Raw genomic sequence first — 13724 nt, forward strand, 5'->3', positions numbered from 1 at the left:
TTCTGTAATTCAATGATTTTGAATCGAACAGAAAGCATCAACCTAACATTGCTTTAAACCGTAAACATAAAGCGACATTTGATTAAGGTGCATCTCCCTTGAGGAAAGCAATCCAGTCTTCCGGGATATAATAAGTAGGACCGCCGCGTTCTGCAGAAAGATATGCTCCGGAAATCCAGCCGGTTTTGCCGTCTACGGTAATTCTTACCCAACGATTTCTATATGAACCATCGTATTCTTCCGTAATTGCTTCCGTTATGATATTTGTTTGCCTGTTTCCGTTTTTATAACTTGAAGGAATTTCAGCTATTACCGTCGTATCTACTACCCCCGGCTTATCGCGAACTTCAATAAAATTATTTTCCGAAAAAATTGAAAGACCTTGATAAACCTTTCTTACAGTCCAAGTTCTGTTTCCGACGTTAATTTTTTCAAGAATTTCCCAACGGTTGTTTTGATACGGATCCGAATAGCCGTCAATATATTTTTTATAATAATTACTGTAATAGGCGCCGGAATAATAAACAAATCCTCGCACTCCATTATAAGAAACTTTAAGCCATACATAATGCAGCAAATCTTTTTTAGACTGTACCAGCCATAATTCTTCAACATCAACCCTGTCATCCAAAGTTACTTTGACCAGAACTTGATTTTTATTAATATATTTATAAATATTATAATCATCGGCCATTTCTCCGAGTTTCAATTTTTGCCGATGCTTTCTTTTTAGAATATAAAAATCTTTATCTCCCGTTTGCTCAATTATCGTTCCGTTTCCGTTTTCGTAGTTAGGAACATAAGAAATCGGCGGAGTTTCTTTCAGATAACCGGCAAAACATCTGCCGACAACTGCATATTTAACAGGATTCCCATCTTTGTCTTTCGCATTTTTTTGAACTTCGACAGTTACCCAATTACTTGTAATCCCGTCAATCGTTTCTTTTTCATCTTCAATATCGATAATTTTTACTTTGGTTCCTTTATTTAAAACCGTTATAATTTTATTTTCGGCATAGGGTGTTCTAAGCCGCAAATTATCGGTCGTGACCATATCTTTATATAATTCCAATTTTGTTTGCGCAAAGGCGAAAAAAGAAAAAAAAGCAAACGGTAATAATATAAAAAAACGTTTCATGCAATCCCCTGTTTTTCAAATATCAATTCGATTGCTTGATATTTTGAACAATTTTTATTTATAAGCGGCGAAATCATGCATTTATTCCCCCAAAAACGGTTCCACGGGCTTGTAGACATAACATTATTTTAAACCGCAAACAGCTTCTACGAAGTTTTGTCGTCCGATTTCTTTACTCATTTATTTTTCTTCTTTAAAAAATATCATAGAACCAAGATTCATATGAATATATTTATCAACTAAAACTTCTTCGTCATTGGGACCAAGTATAGTTGCTTCAGAGCGTTCCGGCAAAGTTATTGGAAAGGATAAAACCATGTGATGATCTAAGGTCATTGTATAACTATCTTCCTTTGCATTATAATTATATAAAGGATTAAAATATCCCATACGGCCTTCGGAACAAAAAATAATACTATCAATATAAAGATACATTGTTTTATTGCTTATATAAATCTTTCCGGAATAATGTCTGAAATTACTGCTTCCTCCGTTGAACAAAGGGGAAAGAGAAAATGTATTATCTTTCTCTATCATAAGACAAGCGGATGTATCATTTCCGACAATAAATGATTCTAAATACCATGCTCCTACATACTCATCGGAAATATTTGTTTTCTGTAATTCAGCTTCTGTTTTTTCCTCTCTTTTTTCATATAATTGAAAAAGCTTTACGTTTTTATTATCAGTTTCAGACAGCTCCTTTTGAGAAGTTTTTTCAGAATCTTCCATAGCGAGAGAATAGTAATTATTAAAATATTCAATCAAGTCTTCCGATTTAAATTTATAACCATGATAATAAAAAATACTATTTCTCAACAATCTGCATTCTTCATTAGATAAATATGCTATTGAGAATTCATTTAATGATACATCCAGAATTTTTTTTGAAACGTTAAGAATATATTTTGCTTTAAAAAAATCTTTAAAATCAAAATAAGTACGATCCGCAAAAATATTATTTGTTAATATAAATGCGATCAGTACTGCCAATACTTTTTTCATCCTGCAGCCTCCGCATATAAACTGATTATTATATTTCAGCCAATCAACCGAATATTATTTTAAATCGCACCGGCGGCATCCGAGTACAACAAGGGATGATCGGTATTGGAAAGTTCAAGCAATGCCGATCTATCCGCATTCGAATCAAAAAACCCGACGGCAGCCCGGCAGCGAAGCTTCAAGCGGCATCGGGGTATTAACCCTCCGGCGAATAAATCGGCAGGTCTTACATAGCGGAGGTTTTAGCGCAAACGGACGCTCTTTTCCGTCGCCGCGATAAAGCGCAGCGCTTCGCTCTTTTTCCCCTGTCCGCTCAATCCTCCTCCGAGGATATACACGCAGTCCGCAGCGCTTCTGGTTTTATAGCCGACGCCTTTCGGATAGATAATTTTATCGATAAACGTGTATTGTTCGCTGTCGTAGGGTTTTCCGTCATACGGCGCAATACCGTCGCGCTTTTGCTCCCAGCTTTCAGTCGTATTTTTCAGCGCACTTGCATCGGGCTTGGGTTGTTTGGAAATAAATAAAAAGCGATAATTTTCCGCGCGCTTATTCGTAGACAGACTGAGCGTTCTTTCTTCCTGCACGAGTTTTCCGTCTTTGAATGCATAGCCGATCGAAAGAGCGAACGTCGTGTCGTCGGACGACGCCAAAAGAGAAGACGGCAGATCGACGGAATACGAGCCGGTTTTAAGAGCGATGTGCTTTTTGGAATAGTCGAGCGAAATCGATTCGACAACGGGATCCCGTTTTCCCGCTTCGGCTTCCGAAAGCGCAAGGTATTCTTTCCAATTTTTCAATTCCGCCGAATACGACGGGTACGCATAATCGGCGACGAACGCCATATCCTGCCGATGTCCGTTTAAAACGTCGCCGTACGAATCGAACTTGAGCATGACGTAGACGCCGTCGGGCATCGGGAGCGCATACGCAATCGCCATATAATCGACGAACGGAAGCTCCCAATAGTTGACAAGCCACGTACGGCTGAAACGGTCGATATGCCGGTCGGATTTGCACGGATCGCCGAGAGAAGTGATTGCGATTTTTTCGCCGGCGACGTTCCGCGTGATTTTGCTTGCGGAAAGGATATAATCGATATATGTTTTCGGAGAGGCGATGAGGTCTTTCAGTGCGATCGATTCGGGCTTTACGACATACGCGAACGTATAGCCGAGCATAGCGCCGAAATTTACAAAGCCGTTATCGCCGAGCTGATGCGTCGAAATATCTTTCGGCTTCGTGTAATCCCATTTGCCCGCTTCCGACAGATATATCGTATAGGGAAAATTCGCCATATACGAATTCGAAAGCATTTCCGCAAAGCCCGCTGCTCGGGCAAAACCTTCTTTCGCATCGGGAGCAAAGCGTTCACTCAAATCGTGCACGAGTTTATCGGTATTGTTTCCGTAACGCGTCGTGATCTCTTTGCGGAGCGAGCCGAGATTTTGCGGCAGCGAAAGCTTTTCATCGAAAATATGATAAAAGCGTTCCGTCAAAATCGTCGGAAGCCGATAGTAAAAGGGAATATGCACGACACCCGTGTTGTCGGCGACGTTTTTCGTTTCCGCAAAAGGCAGCGCATAGTTTAAATTTTCATTTTGACTTTTCATCGCGATGATACCGAGCACATCGCCTTTTTCGGTAACAAGCGGGCCTCCGGAATTTCCCGGACTCGCTGCCGCTGAAAAGCGGAGCCACTGCCACTCACCGTTTTCCTGTTCGGGCGTACGGCTCGTAAGCACGCCGTTTCTGATGACGATGCCTTCACCGAGCGCGTTGCCGACGGAAAACACCGCCGAGTTCAGCGCGGCATCCGGCGCGACGGAAAGACCTGCGTTTTTATCGGCGGTGAAATTTTCCGCATCGAAGCAGATAAAATCACGGTCGGTTGCAAATTTCGTGACCGACGAAATTTTCCACGTTTTGCCGTCTTTGCCGCGCAAAAAATAATTCGTATACAGCGTTTCTTTGTACAGCGAAAATACGTGCGATGCCGAATAAAATTTTCCGTCGTTCATCAAAAACGCCGTACCGATCGGCAAGTATGCATCGTTGCGGATCGCGAACGGAATACGTTCAAGCGGAAGTTTTTTTTCGTATGTGAGATTTCCCTCCGCCGGTTTTTCGACGACGACTTCAAATACCGCCGCCTGCACTTTTTGCAAAACGGCGCTTTCCAAGATAGTCTGCGCGTAAACCGAAACAAACGCGCACGTCCAAACGACAAGGGCAAGATACAGTTTTCGTGTGTTTTTCATAAGATGATTGTAGCACTCTTTTTTGAATTTTTCCAGAGCACGATTTTGCACAATGTTCGTTTGCGGAAAAATCGCGAGCGTCTATCACACTGCCGAAATGTGCACGTCTTTCATCGTATAGCCGGCTTTTGAAACCGCCTCGATGAGCGCCGCTTCCGCTTCCTTTTGCTTGAGCAAAACGGTCACCGCTTTTCTTCTGAAGTGTACGGTCGCCCATACGCCGTCGAGGCTGTTTAACGCATTCGTAACACGCTGCGCGCAGTTTTTACACGTCATGCCTTCTACCGCCGCTTCCGCACGGTACGGATAATGCGAACGATCGGTGTCGGAGGGTTCTATTTTTACGATGGAATCGCCTCCCGAACAACAGCTCTTTCCCGAAGCGCTTCGCAAAACAGAGCGTACTCCAAACACGACTCCGATTGCGATTATTAAACCGATAATTATATTTACCGCCATAGCAAACCGCCTTGTTAATTTTTCCGATTCCGATAGACTTTCGAAAAAAACAGGGCCTGTGCGCTTGTGGCGTACGCAGCAGACCCTGTGAAAAGCTGGAAACTTTTACTTTGTAGCTATGTCCCGTACAAGAGAATTGACAACCCCCTTGCACGCAGAAGAACCGATGTTAAAATTGTGCCGATGATCGTAATCGGATTCACCGACACGTTTAATTCGCTCCGATTTTTTCGCCGCTCGCCGCAAATCATGCAGCACAAGCGGTGCCGTATTTTCGTTATGCGCTCGCGCCGAGATCTTCGCACGCTTTGATCGCATCCGCATCCGGCTCGAGGTGAGCGATCAAGCCTTCGCCGTTTACCATCGTACCGCCCGCACTTTTAACGCGGGCTGCCCAGTCGCGCATCCATTGCCCGTCGCCCCAATCGTAGGAACCGAAGAGCGCGACTTTTTTTCCGCTCAAACTGCCTTCGATCGATGCGAAAAACGATTCCATGCTGTCTTCGAGGACTTCCGCACCCATCGCGGGGCTGCCGAGAATGATCACATCTGCTTTTAAGATATCCGCCGCGGACGCTTCATCCGCTTTTTTCATTATGACGGCAGCTCCCGAACTCTTCGCACCTTTTTCGATCGCTTGAGCCATCGCTTCCGTATTCCCCGTCGTACTCGCATATACGATCGCTTTTGTCATTTCATACCTCCATAAAAACAATAATTATGTATTAACGTATCGCCCGCGCATATCTTTTCGCCGCAAGCGGTACGGATAATCCTTGCTTTAATAATTCACGGCAGCTCGCGCTGCATATTTTATACCGTTCCATCCGCTTTCGCGCGGAATGCACGTCTCCGTATACTTTCCAAAAACCCGCATATCGGTAATTTCCGCCCGCAGTTTTTTCAAACTGCACGACGTCTTCAAGCGGATAGCCGAGAAAGACGCCGACCTCGTGAGGAAAACCGTTTTCCCCCGCAAGGCGATGCAGCAGCTCGGAAAGCATCGCATAAAATCCCGATTCGACGGGATACGCTTTTTCTTTCAGATACCGCCGTATACAACAATCGCCGCACTGCCGTTCGAGCAGGTTTTTATCGTACACGAAAAACAGTACCTGCGCATTCGGGCGCGGAAGCGCGACGATATATTTGCCCTCTCCGGCAAAAGCGCTGTGCCATTCCTTCACTTTGCTTTTGTACGCGTCGTACACTTCTTTCCGTATCGAAAAAAGGCACGAGGGTTTAATGCCGCACAGCGCGGGCGCACCGCACTGTATGACGGCCTCTTCAAAGCTCATAGTCTATTTCTTTGCGTGTTCCGCCAAAAATTTTTCCACGTTCGAAAATTCGTGACAGCCGCCTTTTGACGAACACCAACCCGTACACCCGAGACAACCCGGATTACCGGTAATCTTCGCTTCGTGATGGGTTTTTACGACGGCACGCACCGCAAAGAATCCCCATACACCGATACAAAGCACTGCAATAATATTTGCAATCATACCAACCTCCGAAACCGCACACGGTTTACCGGCGAACGCCGCTCACCCCGCAAACCGTTCACCGTAAAGCTGCAACGTCCGTCGGGCAGGCGCTGCAGCCGATTATCCTGTTATATACAGTTTTTTTTACATTGCGTATGTTTTCTTTTTACACAGCCATATAATATACACAACCGCATTACGCAGCGGCAAACGCACGCCCTTTCATCATGCGTTCCTGCTTCTTATAAGGATCCGGCCGGAACAACATAACGAGGATCGCAATCGTAAAGAGAATCGCAAACACCGTTCCGACTCCGAAAGCACCTGTCACAAAGAGCATACCGTACTGGTAGACGCAGAGCGAAATGACGTATGCGAATACGTTTTGGAACAGAACCGCAAACCAAAACCACTTTCTGCTCTGCAGGTTTTGCGCCATCGTCGAAATGGCCGCAATACACGGAGAGTCGAGCAGGTTGAACACCAAGTAGGAGATTGCTGCGGGAATCGTCGGGAACCACGTAGCGACTGCGCTTGCAACCGCATCCGCTTCTTCAACGCTGTCTTCAGCGACGTTTGCGAGAACGCCCATCGTACTGACGATACCTTCTTTCGCAACGAAACCGGAAATCGCCGAAGCGGCCGCCTGCCAGCCCCCGACTTCGCCTCCGAAGCCGAGCGGTATGAATATCCAGCGGAGGGCGTTGCCGACCGCGGCAAGCATGGACTCCGCCGGATCGACGAGACCGAAGCCGTCTTCTCCGAAACCGTAACTCGACAGGAACCACATGACCAAGCACATGAGGAAGAGTATGGTACCCGCTTTGATCATAAAGCCTTTCAAACGTTCCCACGTATGGAGCAGCACCGTCTTCGGCTGCGGAATATGATACTGCGGCAATTCCATAACGAAGGGTGCCGCTTCTCCGTGGAAAGGCTTTGTCTTTTTCAGCATAATAGCCGCGATGAGCACGCACGCGACGCCCATTGCATACATAGCCGGAGCAAGCCACGCCGAGTTCATTCCCGATATATGCTGCACCATAACCGCGCCCATGAGCGCGATGACGGGAAGCTTTGCACCGCAGGGCACCCACGTCGTCGTCATAATCGTCAAGCGACGGTCGTTATCATTTTCGATCGTCTTCGACGCCATAATACCGGGAACGCCGCAGCCCGAAGAGATGAGCAGCGGAATAAAGCTTTTTCCCGAAAGTCCGAAGTGTCTGAACACGCGGTCCATGACGAACGCGATGCGTACCATATAACCGATATCTTCAACGATCGAAAGCAGCAAAAACAGAACGGCCATCTGCGGTACGAAACCGAGTATCGTACCGACGCCGCCGATCAAACCGTTGACGACGCAGTCGGTGAGCACTTCGTTTGCGCCTGCATTTTCCATCCAGCCGGAAACGATACCCTGAATACCCGCGACAAACGAATCGTTCGTCCAGTCCGTCATCCACGTACCGACCGTCGTCACCGAAATATAATAAATAACCCACATGACGGCAAGGAAAATCGGAATGCCGAGCCATCGGTTCGTTACGATTTTATCGATCTTATCGGATGTCGTCAGTTTATTGCCCGATTTCTTTAAGCAGCCTTTCAACATCTTCGTAATGTATTCGTAGCGTTCGTTCGTGATGAGCGATTCGGAATCGTCGTTGTACTCCGCTTCAAGCGCTTTTGTGATCTCTTCCGCTTTTGCGGCGTCTCCCGCCGAAAGGTGCAGACGCTCCAGCACAACACTATCGCGCTCGATCATCTTGATCGCATACCAGCGTTTGAGTTCTGCAGGAATATCTGAAGGAACAAGCGCTTCCATTTTTGAAATCGCCTGTTCGACGTTCGCGGAAAAGCACTGTTTCGGCATAATCGTCTTCGAGTTGCGAGCCGCTTCCGCTGCAGCGCGGGCAGCTTCTTTGACGCCCGTACCTTTCAAGGCGGACGTTTCGATTATCTTGCAGCCGAGCGCTTCGCTCAGTTTTTCAGTATCGATTTTATCGCCCGATTTTTTCAGCACGTCGATCATGTTCAGCGCAATGACGACGGGCTTACCGAGCTCGAGAATTTGCGTCGTTAAGTATAAATTTCGTTCGATGTTCGTCGAATCGACGAGATTCAAAACCGCCGCAGGATCGTTTCCCGCAAGGTAATCGCGGCTTATGACTTCTTCCGGCGTATACGGAGAAAGCGAATAGATACCGGGTAAATCCGTAACGATAATATCGCTTTCGCCTTTCATTCGGCCTTCTTTTTTTTCTACCGTTACTCCCGGCCAGTTGCCGACATACTGGTTCGCCCCCGTCAGCGAATTGAACATCGTCGTTTTGCCGCAGTTCGGGTTTCCTGCAAGCGCGATCTTAATTGTTGCCATAGTTCCTCCACAAGCTACAAAAGTTTTTCGTCGTTTTCAATACAAGACACGTACACAATCGTTTGAAAGCGCTTATTCCACTTCGATGCATTCGGCATCGTCTTTGCGAACGCTCAGCTCGTATCCTCTGATCGTCACTTCGACCGGATCGCCGAGCGGCGCGACTTTACGGATATACACACTGCATCCGTTGGTAAAACCCATATCCATGAGGCGGCGTTTCAATGCACCTTCCCCATCCAACCTTTTGACCGTTACCGTTTCACCGACGGTAACATCCCGCAATGTTTTCATTCAGTAACAACTCCTTGACCGCTTGACGGCCTTAATAAATCACACCGTAAAAAATTCGCACTCACACCATAATGCGGTTAGCCATCGCGCGGTTTAATGCAATTCGAGATTCTTTTACCTGTACGATAATATTTCCGTCAGTCGTAGAGACGACGGTTACGGGAGTACCGACATTGAAACCGATTTCATTGAGACGCTGTTTGACTTCCGCCGTACCGCCGACCTTTTTTACCGTACATTGTTCACCGATCGCACACATCGATAAAGGCATCATAACTTTCCTGTTCGGACGCGTAGTTCAAGTATACGCATTCCTCCAACAGTTAATATACGCTAACCGGCTGAAACTGTCAATAGCAGGTGCTAACTTTTAAGAGACAACCGAAAGCGGCAGTCTCCCGGATACTTATACGACGAAGCCCGCACCGATGCCGTTCATCGCATCGATAAAATCGGGAAACGAAACGGCCGAGCACTCGGCGTCTTTTACGGTAATCGCTTCTCCTTCGGGCAGTCCGAAACCGAAACACGAAAGCGCCATCGCAGCGCGGTGATCGCCGTATGTTTCGACCGTACCGCCGTGAATCGCAAACGCATCGTTTTTTTCGCCGGATGCCTTAAGCGGCGCGTGTCCGTGAATCACAAGGTAATCCGCTTCGGCTTCGATTTCGACGCCGAGTTTCGTCAATTCGCTTTTCATCACTTCGACGCGGTCGGTTTCTTTTTTACGGCACACGCCGACGTCTTCTATAATCGTCGTCCCTTCGATAAACGACGCGGCGACGGCGAGCGCACAGATCGCATCGGGAAAACCGGAAATATTCACGCGCAATTCTCCGCGCGGCAATTTTTCCGCCGATAACCTGCCGGGCACTTCTCCTTTTACGGAACGCGCACACTTTCCGCCGCGCACGGTAAGCGTATGCCGGATGCGGTCGCGTTCGATGTCCGCGCCGACGGACTCAAGTACATCCACGATCGCGTCGTCGCCCTGACTGCCCGAATCGTCTATATTATTAATTATTATTTCGCTGTCGGATATGAGAGAAGCGACGAGAGGAAATGCGAGCGCTTCCCAATCCGACGGAATCGTTTCGTCGAAATGCGGAAGCGTGACGCCTCCCTTTACACAAATGCGTTTGAAATCGTCCGACACGCTCACCTTCACGCCGAGTTCTTCGAGCCACAAGCGCGTCATCGAAAGATAGGGCGTCTCTTTAGGATTTGTAAGCGTAATATCAAGCGTATCGTCAAGGCGGGAAGCCGCCATCATCATGCCGCTCACATACTGCGAAAGGCTTCCGTCGGTGACGACGTTCCGCTTTGAAATGGGCCCGCGGATGATGAGAGGAGGAGCGTCGATACCGGGACGCGAAACGTAAGCTTCGCAGCCGAGCTGCTTGAGCGCATCGACGACGTGGGAAACGGGGCGCTTCCGAATGGATTCGTCTCCGGTAAAAACGCTCCAACCGGAAAAGGTTGCCGCGATCGGCGATAAAAAATACAAAAGCGATCCGGAGTTTCCGACATCGACGACATCGTCGGGAAGATGTGCGCACTTCCCCGCGCCGGAAACCGTCCACACCGAATCGGCCGAATGAAAATCCGCGCCGATAAGCGGAATCGCACGGCTCGCCGACAGGCAGTCGGCACTCGGAAGCGGATTGAAAATATGCGACGTACCGTCTGCAAGGGCTGCAAGCAAAAGCGCGCGTATCGTATGGCTTTTCGAACCGGGAACGGTGATCGATCCGCTCAGATTTCGTTTACTCGACACGATATCCATAGTTTATTATTTTAACATATGTTCGGACGGATTGTATACCGTTGTTGTGCACCGATACTTTTTATGTTATTATTTGAAGTATGAAAAATCGGGCGCTTTTGTATACCGACGACACCGACAATCTCACAGCTCTCGTTCATTGCCTTATAAAACACGGCTGCGAAATTCTGTCTGCGGGACAAACCGGAAAGCTGCTCGCGGACGCCGGTATCGCTTATACGGCGGTGTCCGTTTTCGACGATTCGCCGCGCACTTTCGGCGACTACGAGGCGATGCTGCAATCGATCGTCGCAAGCGGCAGGCAAAACGAATACGGTCCTTCCGACGAAACGGACGCGATCCGCCTCGTGTGCATCAATATGGAACCCGCATCCCCTGCGCATAAAAATTATAAAGCACCCGATTCCGTCGCGGACAAAATCGATATGCACGCTTTGTCGTTCGTTCAAGCGGCGTGCAAAAATTATAAAAACATACTCGTGCTCACCGATCCCGCCGATTATGAAGAAGCGATCGTCAAAATAGAGACGCAGAGCGTTTCCGAAGAATTCCGCCTCTACCTTGCGGCAAAAGCGTTCAATATGGTTTCGGCTTGCACCGCTGCGGCGGGAAACGCGATTTTGCAGGAGACGGGAGATAAATCCTATCCGCGCTATTTTATGCTGCCGTATAAAAAATCCGAAGAGCTCATAAACAAAGAGCAGTCGCACCGTTCGGCCTGCCTCTATACGCTTTCGCACGGCGGAGCGCTCGACAGTTTGCGGAAAAATCAAGGCGGAGAACTTTTATACAGCCTCTGCGTCAATATCGATGCGGTATGGGAAAGCCTCAGCAATTTTTCCGTATTGTTAAAAAATCCCCCGACAGTGACCGAACGCAGCGGAAGCGGTACCGAAACGGAAATGCGCTTTACGCCCGCCGCAGAATCGGTATTCACGTGTTCGTCGAAGCACGGTATTCCGATCAGCGCCGCACTCGGCTCGAACTCAGCCGAATCGTTTCGAAAGATGTTCGGCTGCAGAAAAGCGTTTTTCGATAACGCCGTCGCAGGATTCAGCGCCGTCGTCGACGAAAGCGCCGCGAACGAATTAATAAAATCGAATTTGGCAGCGGTCGTCGCGCCGGACTTTACGGCGGAAGCAAAGGCGCTGCTTGCCGAGCGGAAAGATATCCGCCTCATCACAATGTCGGCGCCTGCGACGATATCGTACACTATCCGTTCGCTCAACGGCGGTCTCATCGTCGAAGAAGATACTCTTACACTCTTCGATTCGTGGAACGTCGTCACAAAAGCGCGGCCGACACAGCTTCAAGCCGACGAAGCGGCTTTCGGACAGCTCGTCATGCTCGGCGCAAAACGCGACGCGGCCGCCGTTATCGAAAACATGACGACTGTCGGCATGTGCTGCGCGGCGCTCGCACCGGCGGATGCGTGTTTTGCCGCAATCAATCGAACGGCAAACAATATGCAAAGTGAATCGACGAACGGCTCTCGGCATGCCGAAATTCCGGTAAGCGTAAGGCCTGCCGAAACGCTCGTAAGCGCAAGCGCGCTGCCTTTTGACGACGGTTTCGACCGTTTTGCAAAGAGCGGCATACGCCTCATAGTGCAGCCCGGCAGAACCGATACCGATGCCGAATCGATTGCCTTTTGCGACGAACACGGCATTGCGATGGTTTTTACGGGCATAAAAATCGATCGCCGACCGGGTTCAATTTCGAGCTGATATTTTCAAAACTCGACATTTGATCAATTAATAAAATCGAGGTTGTGATGATATATTATTTCGGTGCATATCTGCAGCAATTTTTCGGGCCGGCGCGGCTCCTCCAATCCTACACGGTACTCATAACGCTCGCGCTCTATACGGGCTTTATCGCTTCGATGCGTCTTTTGCCGCGTTTTTATGCGCGCTTGCCGCACGACAGAGGCAGGGAGTTTACGCTCAACGCAGAGGCTTCAAAAGGAAAGCCGACGGGCGCGGGCATCGTCTTTATCACGGTATTCATCGTCATCGCGTTTTTATGTACTCCGCTTACGGTTTTACAGGGCGGCACGCTTATACTCACATGGATTATGATGCTCACGGGATTTTTCGACGACAAAAGCACGGCGAGCTGGGGCGAATACCGCAAAGCGCTGCTCGACTTTATCGTAAGTTTTGCCGAAGCGCTGCTGCTTTTTTATTGCACCAAAAGCGCATCGATCGACGGACGTGTCTATTTTTGGCTGCCTTTCATCACGCATCCGGTTTCGGTGAACGTCGCCGTATACGTGATCGTGTGTACGGTCATGCTGTGGGCATCGATCAATACGACGAACTGCACCGACGGCGTAGACGGACTTTCGGGCACGCTCGTGCTCATCGCGCTCATCACGATGGGAACGATTTTTTACTTTGTGCTCGGACACGTCAATATAGCCGAATACCTGCTCGTCCCGCATTTGCCGAAAGGCGCAAGCTGGGCGGTCATAAGTTTTGCGCTCGCCGGCTCTCTTATGGGATACCTCTGGCACAACGCGTATCCGAGCAAAGTGCTCATGGGAGACGCCGGCAGCCGCGCGCTCGGTTTTTTTATCGGCGTATGCGTTATGGTCAGCGGCAATCCGTTTTTGATTTTGGCGACATCGACGATCATGTCGGTAAACGGCGGCATGGGATTATTGAAAGTCGCGCTGCTGCGTTTTTTTCACATACGCATATTCAACGACATCCGTTTTCCGCTGCACGACGAAATGCGCAAAAAGCGCGGATGGTCGCCGACGCAAGTGCTTATCAAATTCGTCATCATGCAGCTGCTCATAACGGTAGCGCTGATCGGCATATTCTTTAAAGTGCGCTGACGTTCGGTACGCCGTCCGCGCAGGCGCTCATCCGCTCTGCAAACGCAGCGGCGTCGAGCACGCGCATCG

The 13724-nt window shown here is 48.6% G+C and carries 13 protein-coding genes; 2 read left to right on the forward strand and 11 right to left on the reverse strand.

The annotated features are described in order from the left end of the window. Positions 1-82: 82 nt before the first annotated feature. The 11 genes from HRI97_RS11215 to aroA form a co-directional block, all read right to left on the reverse strand. Positions 83-1138 carry an SH3 domain-containing protein gene (locus HRI97_RS11215; protein WP_253725519.1) on the reverse strand — a complete coding sequence of 352 codons (1056 nt, stop codon included), beginning with the start codon at positions 1136-1138 and terminating at the stop codon, positions 83-85. 180 nt (positions 1139-1318) lie between these two features. Next, positions 1319-2143: a YARHG domain-containing protein gene (locus HRI97_RS11220; RefSeq protein WP_253725520.1), complete on the reverse strand. Its 825-nt coding sequence runs from the start codon at positions 2141-2143 to the stop codon at positions 1319-1321. A 242-nt stretch (positions 2144-2385) separates the two neighbouring features. Beyond that, on the reverse strand, positions 2386-4404 hold the full coding sequence (locus HRI97_RS11225) for a S1 family peptidase (RefSeq protein WP_253725521.1): 2019 nt from the start codon (positions 4402-4404) through the stop codon (positions 2386-2388). A gap of 84 nt (positions 4405-4488) precedes the next feature. Continuing rightward, the gene (locus HRI97_RS11230; RefSeq protein WP_180484931.1) at positions 4489-4863 is read right to left on the reverse strand and encodes a heavy-metal-associated domain-containing protein; all 375 of its coding nucleotides are present in this window, start codon (positions 4861-4863) and stop codon (positions 4489-4491) included. A gap of 277 nt (positions 4864-5140) precedes the next feature. Continuing rightward, on the reverse strand, positions 5141-5557 hold the full coding sequence (locus tag HRI97_RS11235) for a flavodoxin (protein WP_253725522.1): 417 nt from the start codon (positions 5555-5557) through the stop codon (positions 5141-5143). A gap of 31 nt (positions 5558-5588) precedes the next feature. Then, the gene (locus tag HRI97_RS11240) at positions 5589-6161 is read right to left on the reverse strand and encodes a DUF3793 family protein (RefSeq protein WP_180484929.1); all 573 of its coding nucleotides are present in this window, start codon (positions 6159-6161) and stop codon (positions 5589-5591) included. Positions 6162-6164: 3 nt separating this feature from the next. Next, positions 6165-6365 carry a FeoB-associated Cys-rich membrane protein gene (locus tag HRI97_RS11245; protein ID WP_180484928.1) on the reverse strand — a complete coding sequence of 67 codons (201 nt, stop codon included), beginning with the start codon at positions 6363-6365 and terminating at the stop codon, positions 6165-6167. A 178-nt stretch (positions 6366-6543) separates the two neighbouring features. Then, positions 6544-8730: a ferrous iron transport protein B gene (gene feoB, locus HRI97_RS11250; protein WP_253725523.1), complete on the reverse strand. Its 2187-nt coding sequence runs from the start codon at positions 8728-8730 to the stop codon at positions 6544-6546. Between the two features lie 72 nt (positions 8731-8802). Then, a complete protein-coding gene (locus tag HRI97_RS11255) occupies positions 8803-9024 on the reverse strand; it encodes a FeoA family protein (RefSeq protein ID WP_180484926.1) in 222 nt (73 codons plus the stop codon). Between the two features lie 61 nt (positions 9025-9085). Beyond that, the gene (locus tag HRI97_RS11260; protein WP_180484925.1) at positions 9086-9298 is read right to left on the reverse strand and encodes a FeoA family protein; all 213 of its coding nucleotides are present in this window, start codon (positions 9296-9298) and stop codon (positions 9086-9088) included. A gap of 132 nt (positions 9299-9430) precedes the next feature. Next, positions 9431-10810 carry a 3-phosphoshikimate 1-carboxyvinyltransferase gene (aroA, locus tag HRI97_RS11265; protein ID WP_253725524.1) on the reverse strand — a complete coding sequence of 460 codons (1380 nt, stop codon included), beginning with the start codon at positions 10808-10810 and terminating at the stop codon, positions 9431-9433. Positions 10811-10890: 80 nt separating this feature from the next. Here aroA and HRI97_RS11270 point away from each other — a divergent pair, with 80 nt between their 5' ends. Further along, positions 10891-12537, forward strand: coding sequence for a hypothetical protein (locus tag HRI97_RS11270; RefSeq protein ID WP_253725525.1), 1647 nt, complete (start codon positions 10891-10893; stop codon positions 12535-12537). A gap of 47 nt (positions 12538-12584) precedes the next feature. Beyond that, positions 12585-13655 (forward strand): MraY family glycosyltransferase, encoded by a 1071-nt coding sequence (locus tag HRI97_RS11275; protein ID WP_253727321.1) that lies wholly within the window; start codon positions 12585-12587, stop codon positions 13653-13655. The last annotated feature ends 69 nt before the right edge of the window (positions 13656-13724 follow it).

Origin of the sequence: Treponema socranskii subsp. buccale (genome assembly GCF_024181585.1) — a bacterium.
GTDB classification, from domain to species: domain Bacteria; phylum Spirochaetota; class Spirochaetia; order Treponematales; family Treponemataceae; genus Treponema_D; species Treponema_D buccale.

What these genes read in the sequence shown, in the direction of transcription:
- HRI97_RS11215 (WP_253725519.1), bottom strand. Translation starts at nt 1,138, where the DNA reads ATGAAACGTTTTTTTATATTATTACCGTTTGCTTTTTTTTCTTTTTTC.
- HRI97_RS11220 (WP_253725520.1), bottom strand. Translation starts at nt 2,143, where the DNA reads ATGAAAAAAGTATTGGCAGTACTGATCGCATTTATATTAACAAATAAT.
- HRI97_RS11225 (WP_253725521.1), bottom strand. Translation starts at nt 4,404, where the DNA reads ATGAAAAACACACGAAAACTGTATCTTGCCCTTGTCGTTTGGACGTGC.
- HRI97_RS11230 (WP_180484931.1), bottom strand. Translation starts at nt 4,863, where the DNA reads ATGGCGGTAAATATAATTATCGGTTTAATAATCGCAATCGGAGTCGTG.
- HRI97_RS11235 (WP_253725522.1), bottom strand. Translation starts at nt 5,557, where the DNA reads ATGACAAAAGCGATCGTATATGCGAGTACGACGGGGAATACGGAAGCG.
- HRI97_RS11240 (WP_180484929.1), bottom strand. Translation starts at nt 6,161, where the DNA reads ATGAGCTTTGAAGAGGCCGTCATACAGTGCGGTGCGCCCGCGCTGTGC.
- HRI97_RS11245 (WP_180484928.1), bottom strand. Translation starts at nt 6,365, where the DNA reads ATGATTGCAAATATTATTGCAGTGCTTTGTATCGGTGTATGGGGATTC.
- feoB (WP_253725523.1), bottom strand. Translation starts at nt 8,730, where the DNA reads ATGGCAACAATTAAGATCGCGCTTGCAGGAAACCCGAACTGCGGCAAA.
- HRI97_RS11255 (WP_180484926.1), bottom strand. Translation starts at nt 9,024, where the DNA reads ATGAAAACATTGCGGGATGTTACCGTCGGTGAAACGGTAACGGTCAAA.
- HRI97_RS11260 (WP_180484925.1), bottom strand. Translation starts at nt 9,298, where the DNA reads ATGATGCCTTTATCGATGTGTGCGATCGGTGAACAATGTACGGTAAAA.
- aroA (WP_253725524.1), bottom strand. Translation starts at nt 10,810, where the DNA reads ATGGATATCGTGTCGAGTAAACGAAATCTGAGCGGATCGATCACCGTT.
- HRI97_RS11270 (WP_253725525.1), top strand. Translation starts at nt 10,891, where the DNA reads ATGAAAAATCGGGCGCTTTTGTATACCGACGACACCGACAATCTCACA.
- HRI97_RS11275 (WP_253727321.1), top strand. Translation starts at nt 12,585, where the DNA reads ATGATATATTATTTCGGTGCATATCTGCAGCAATTTTTCGGGCCGGCG.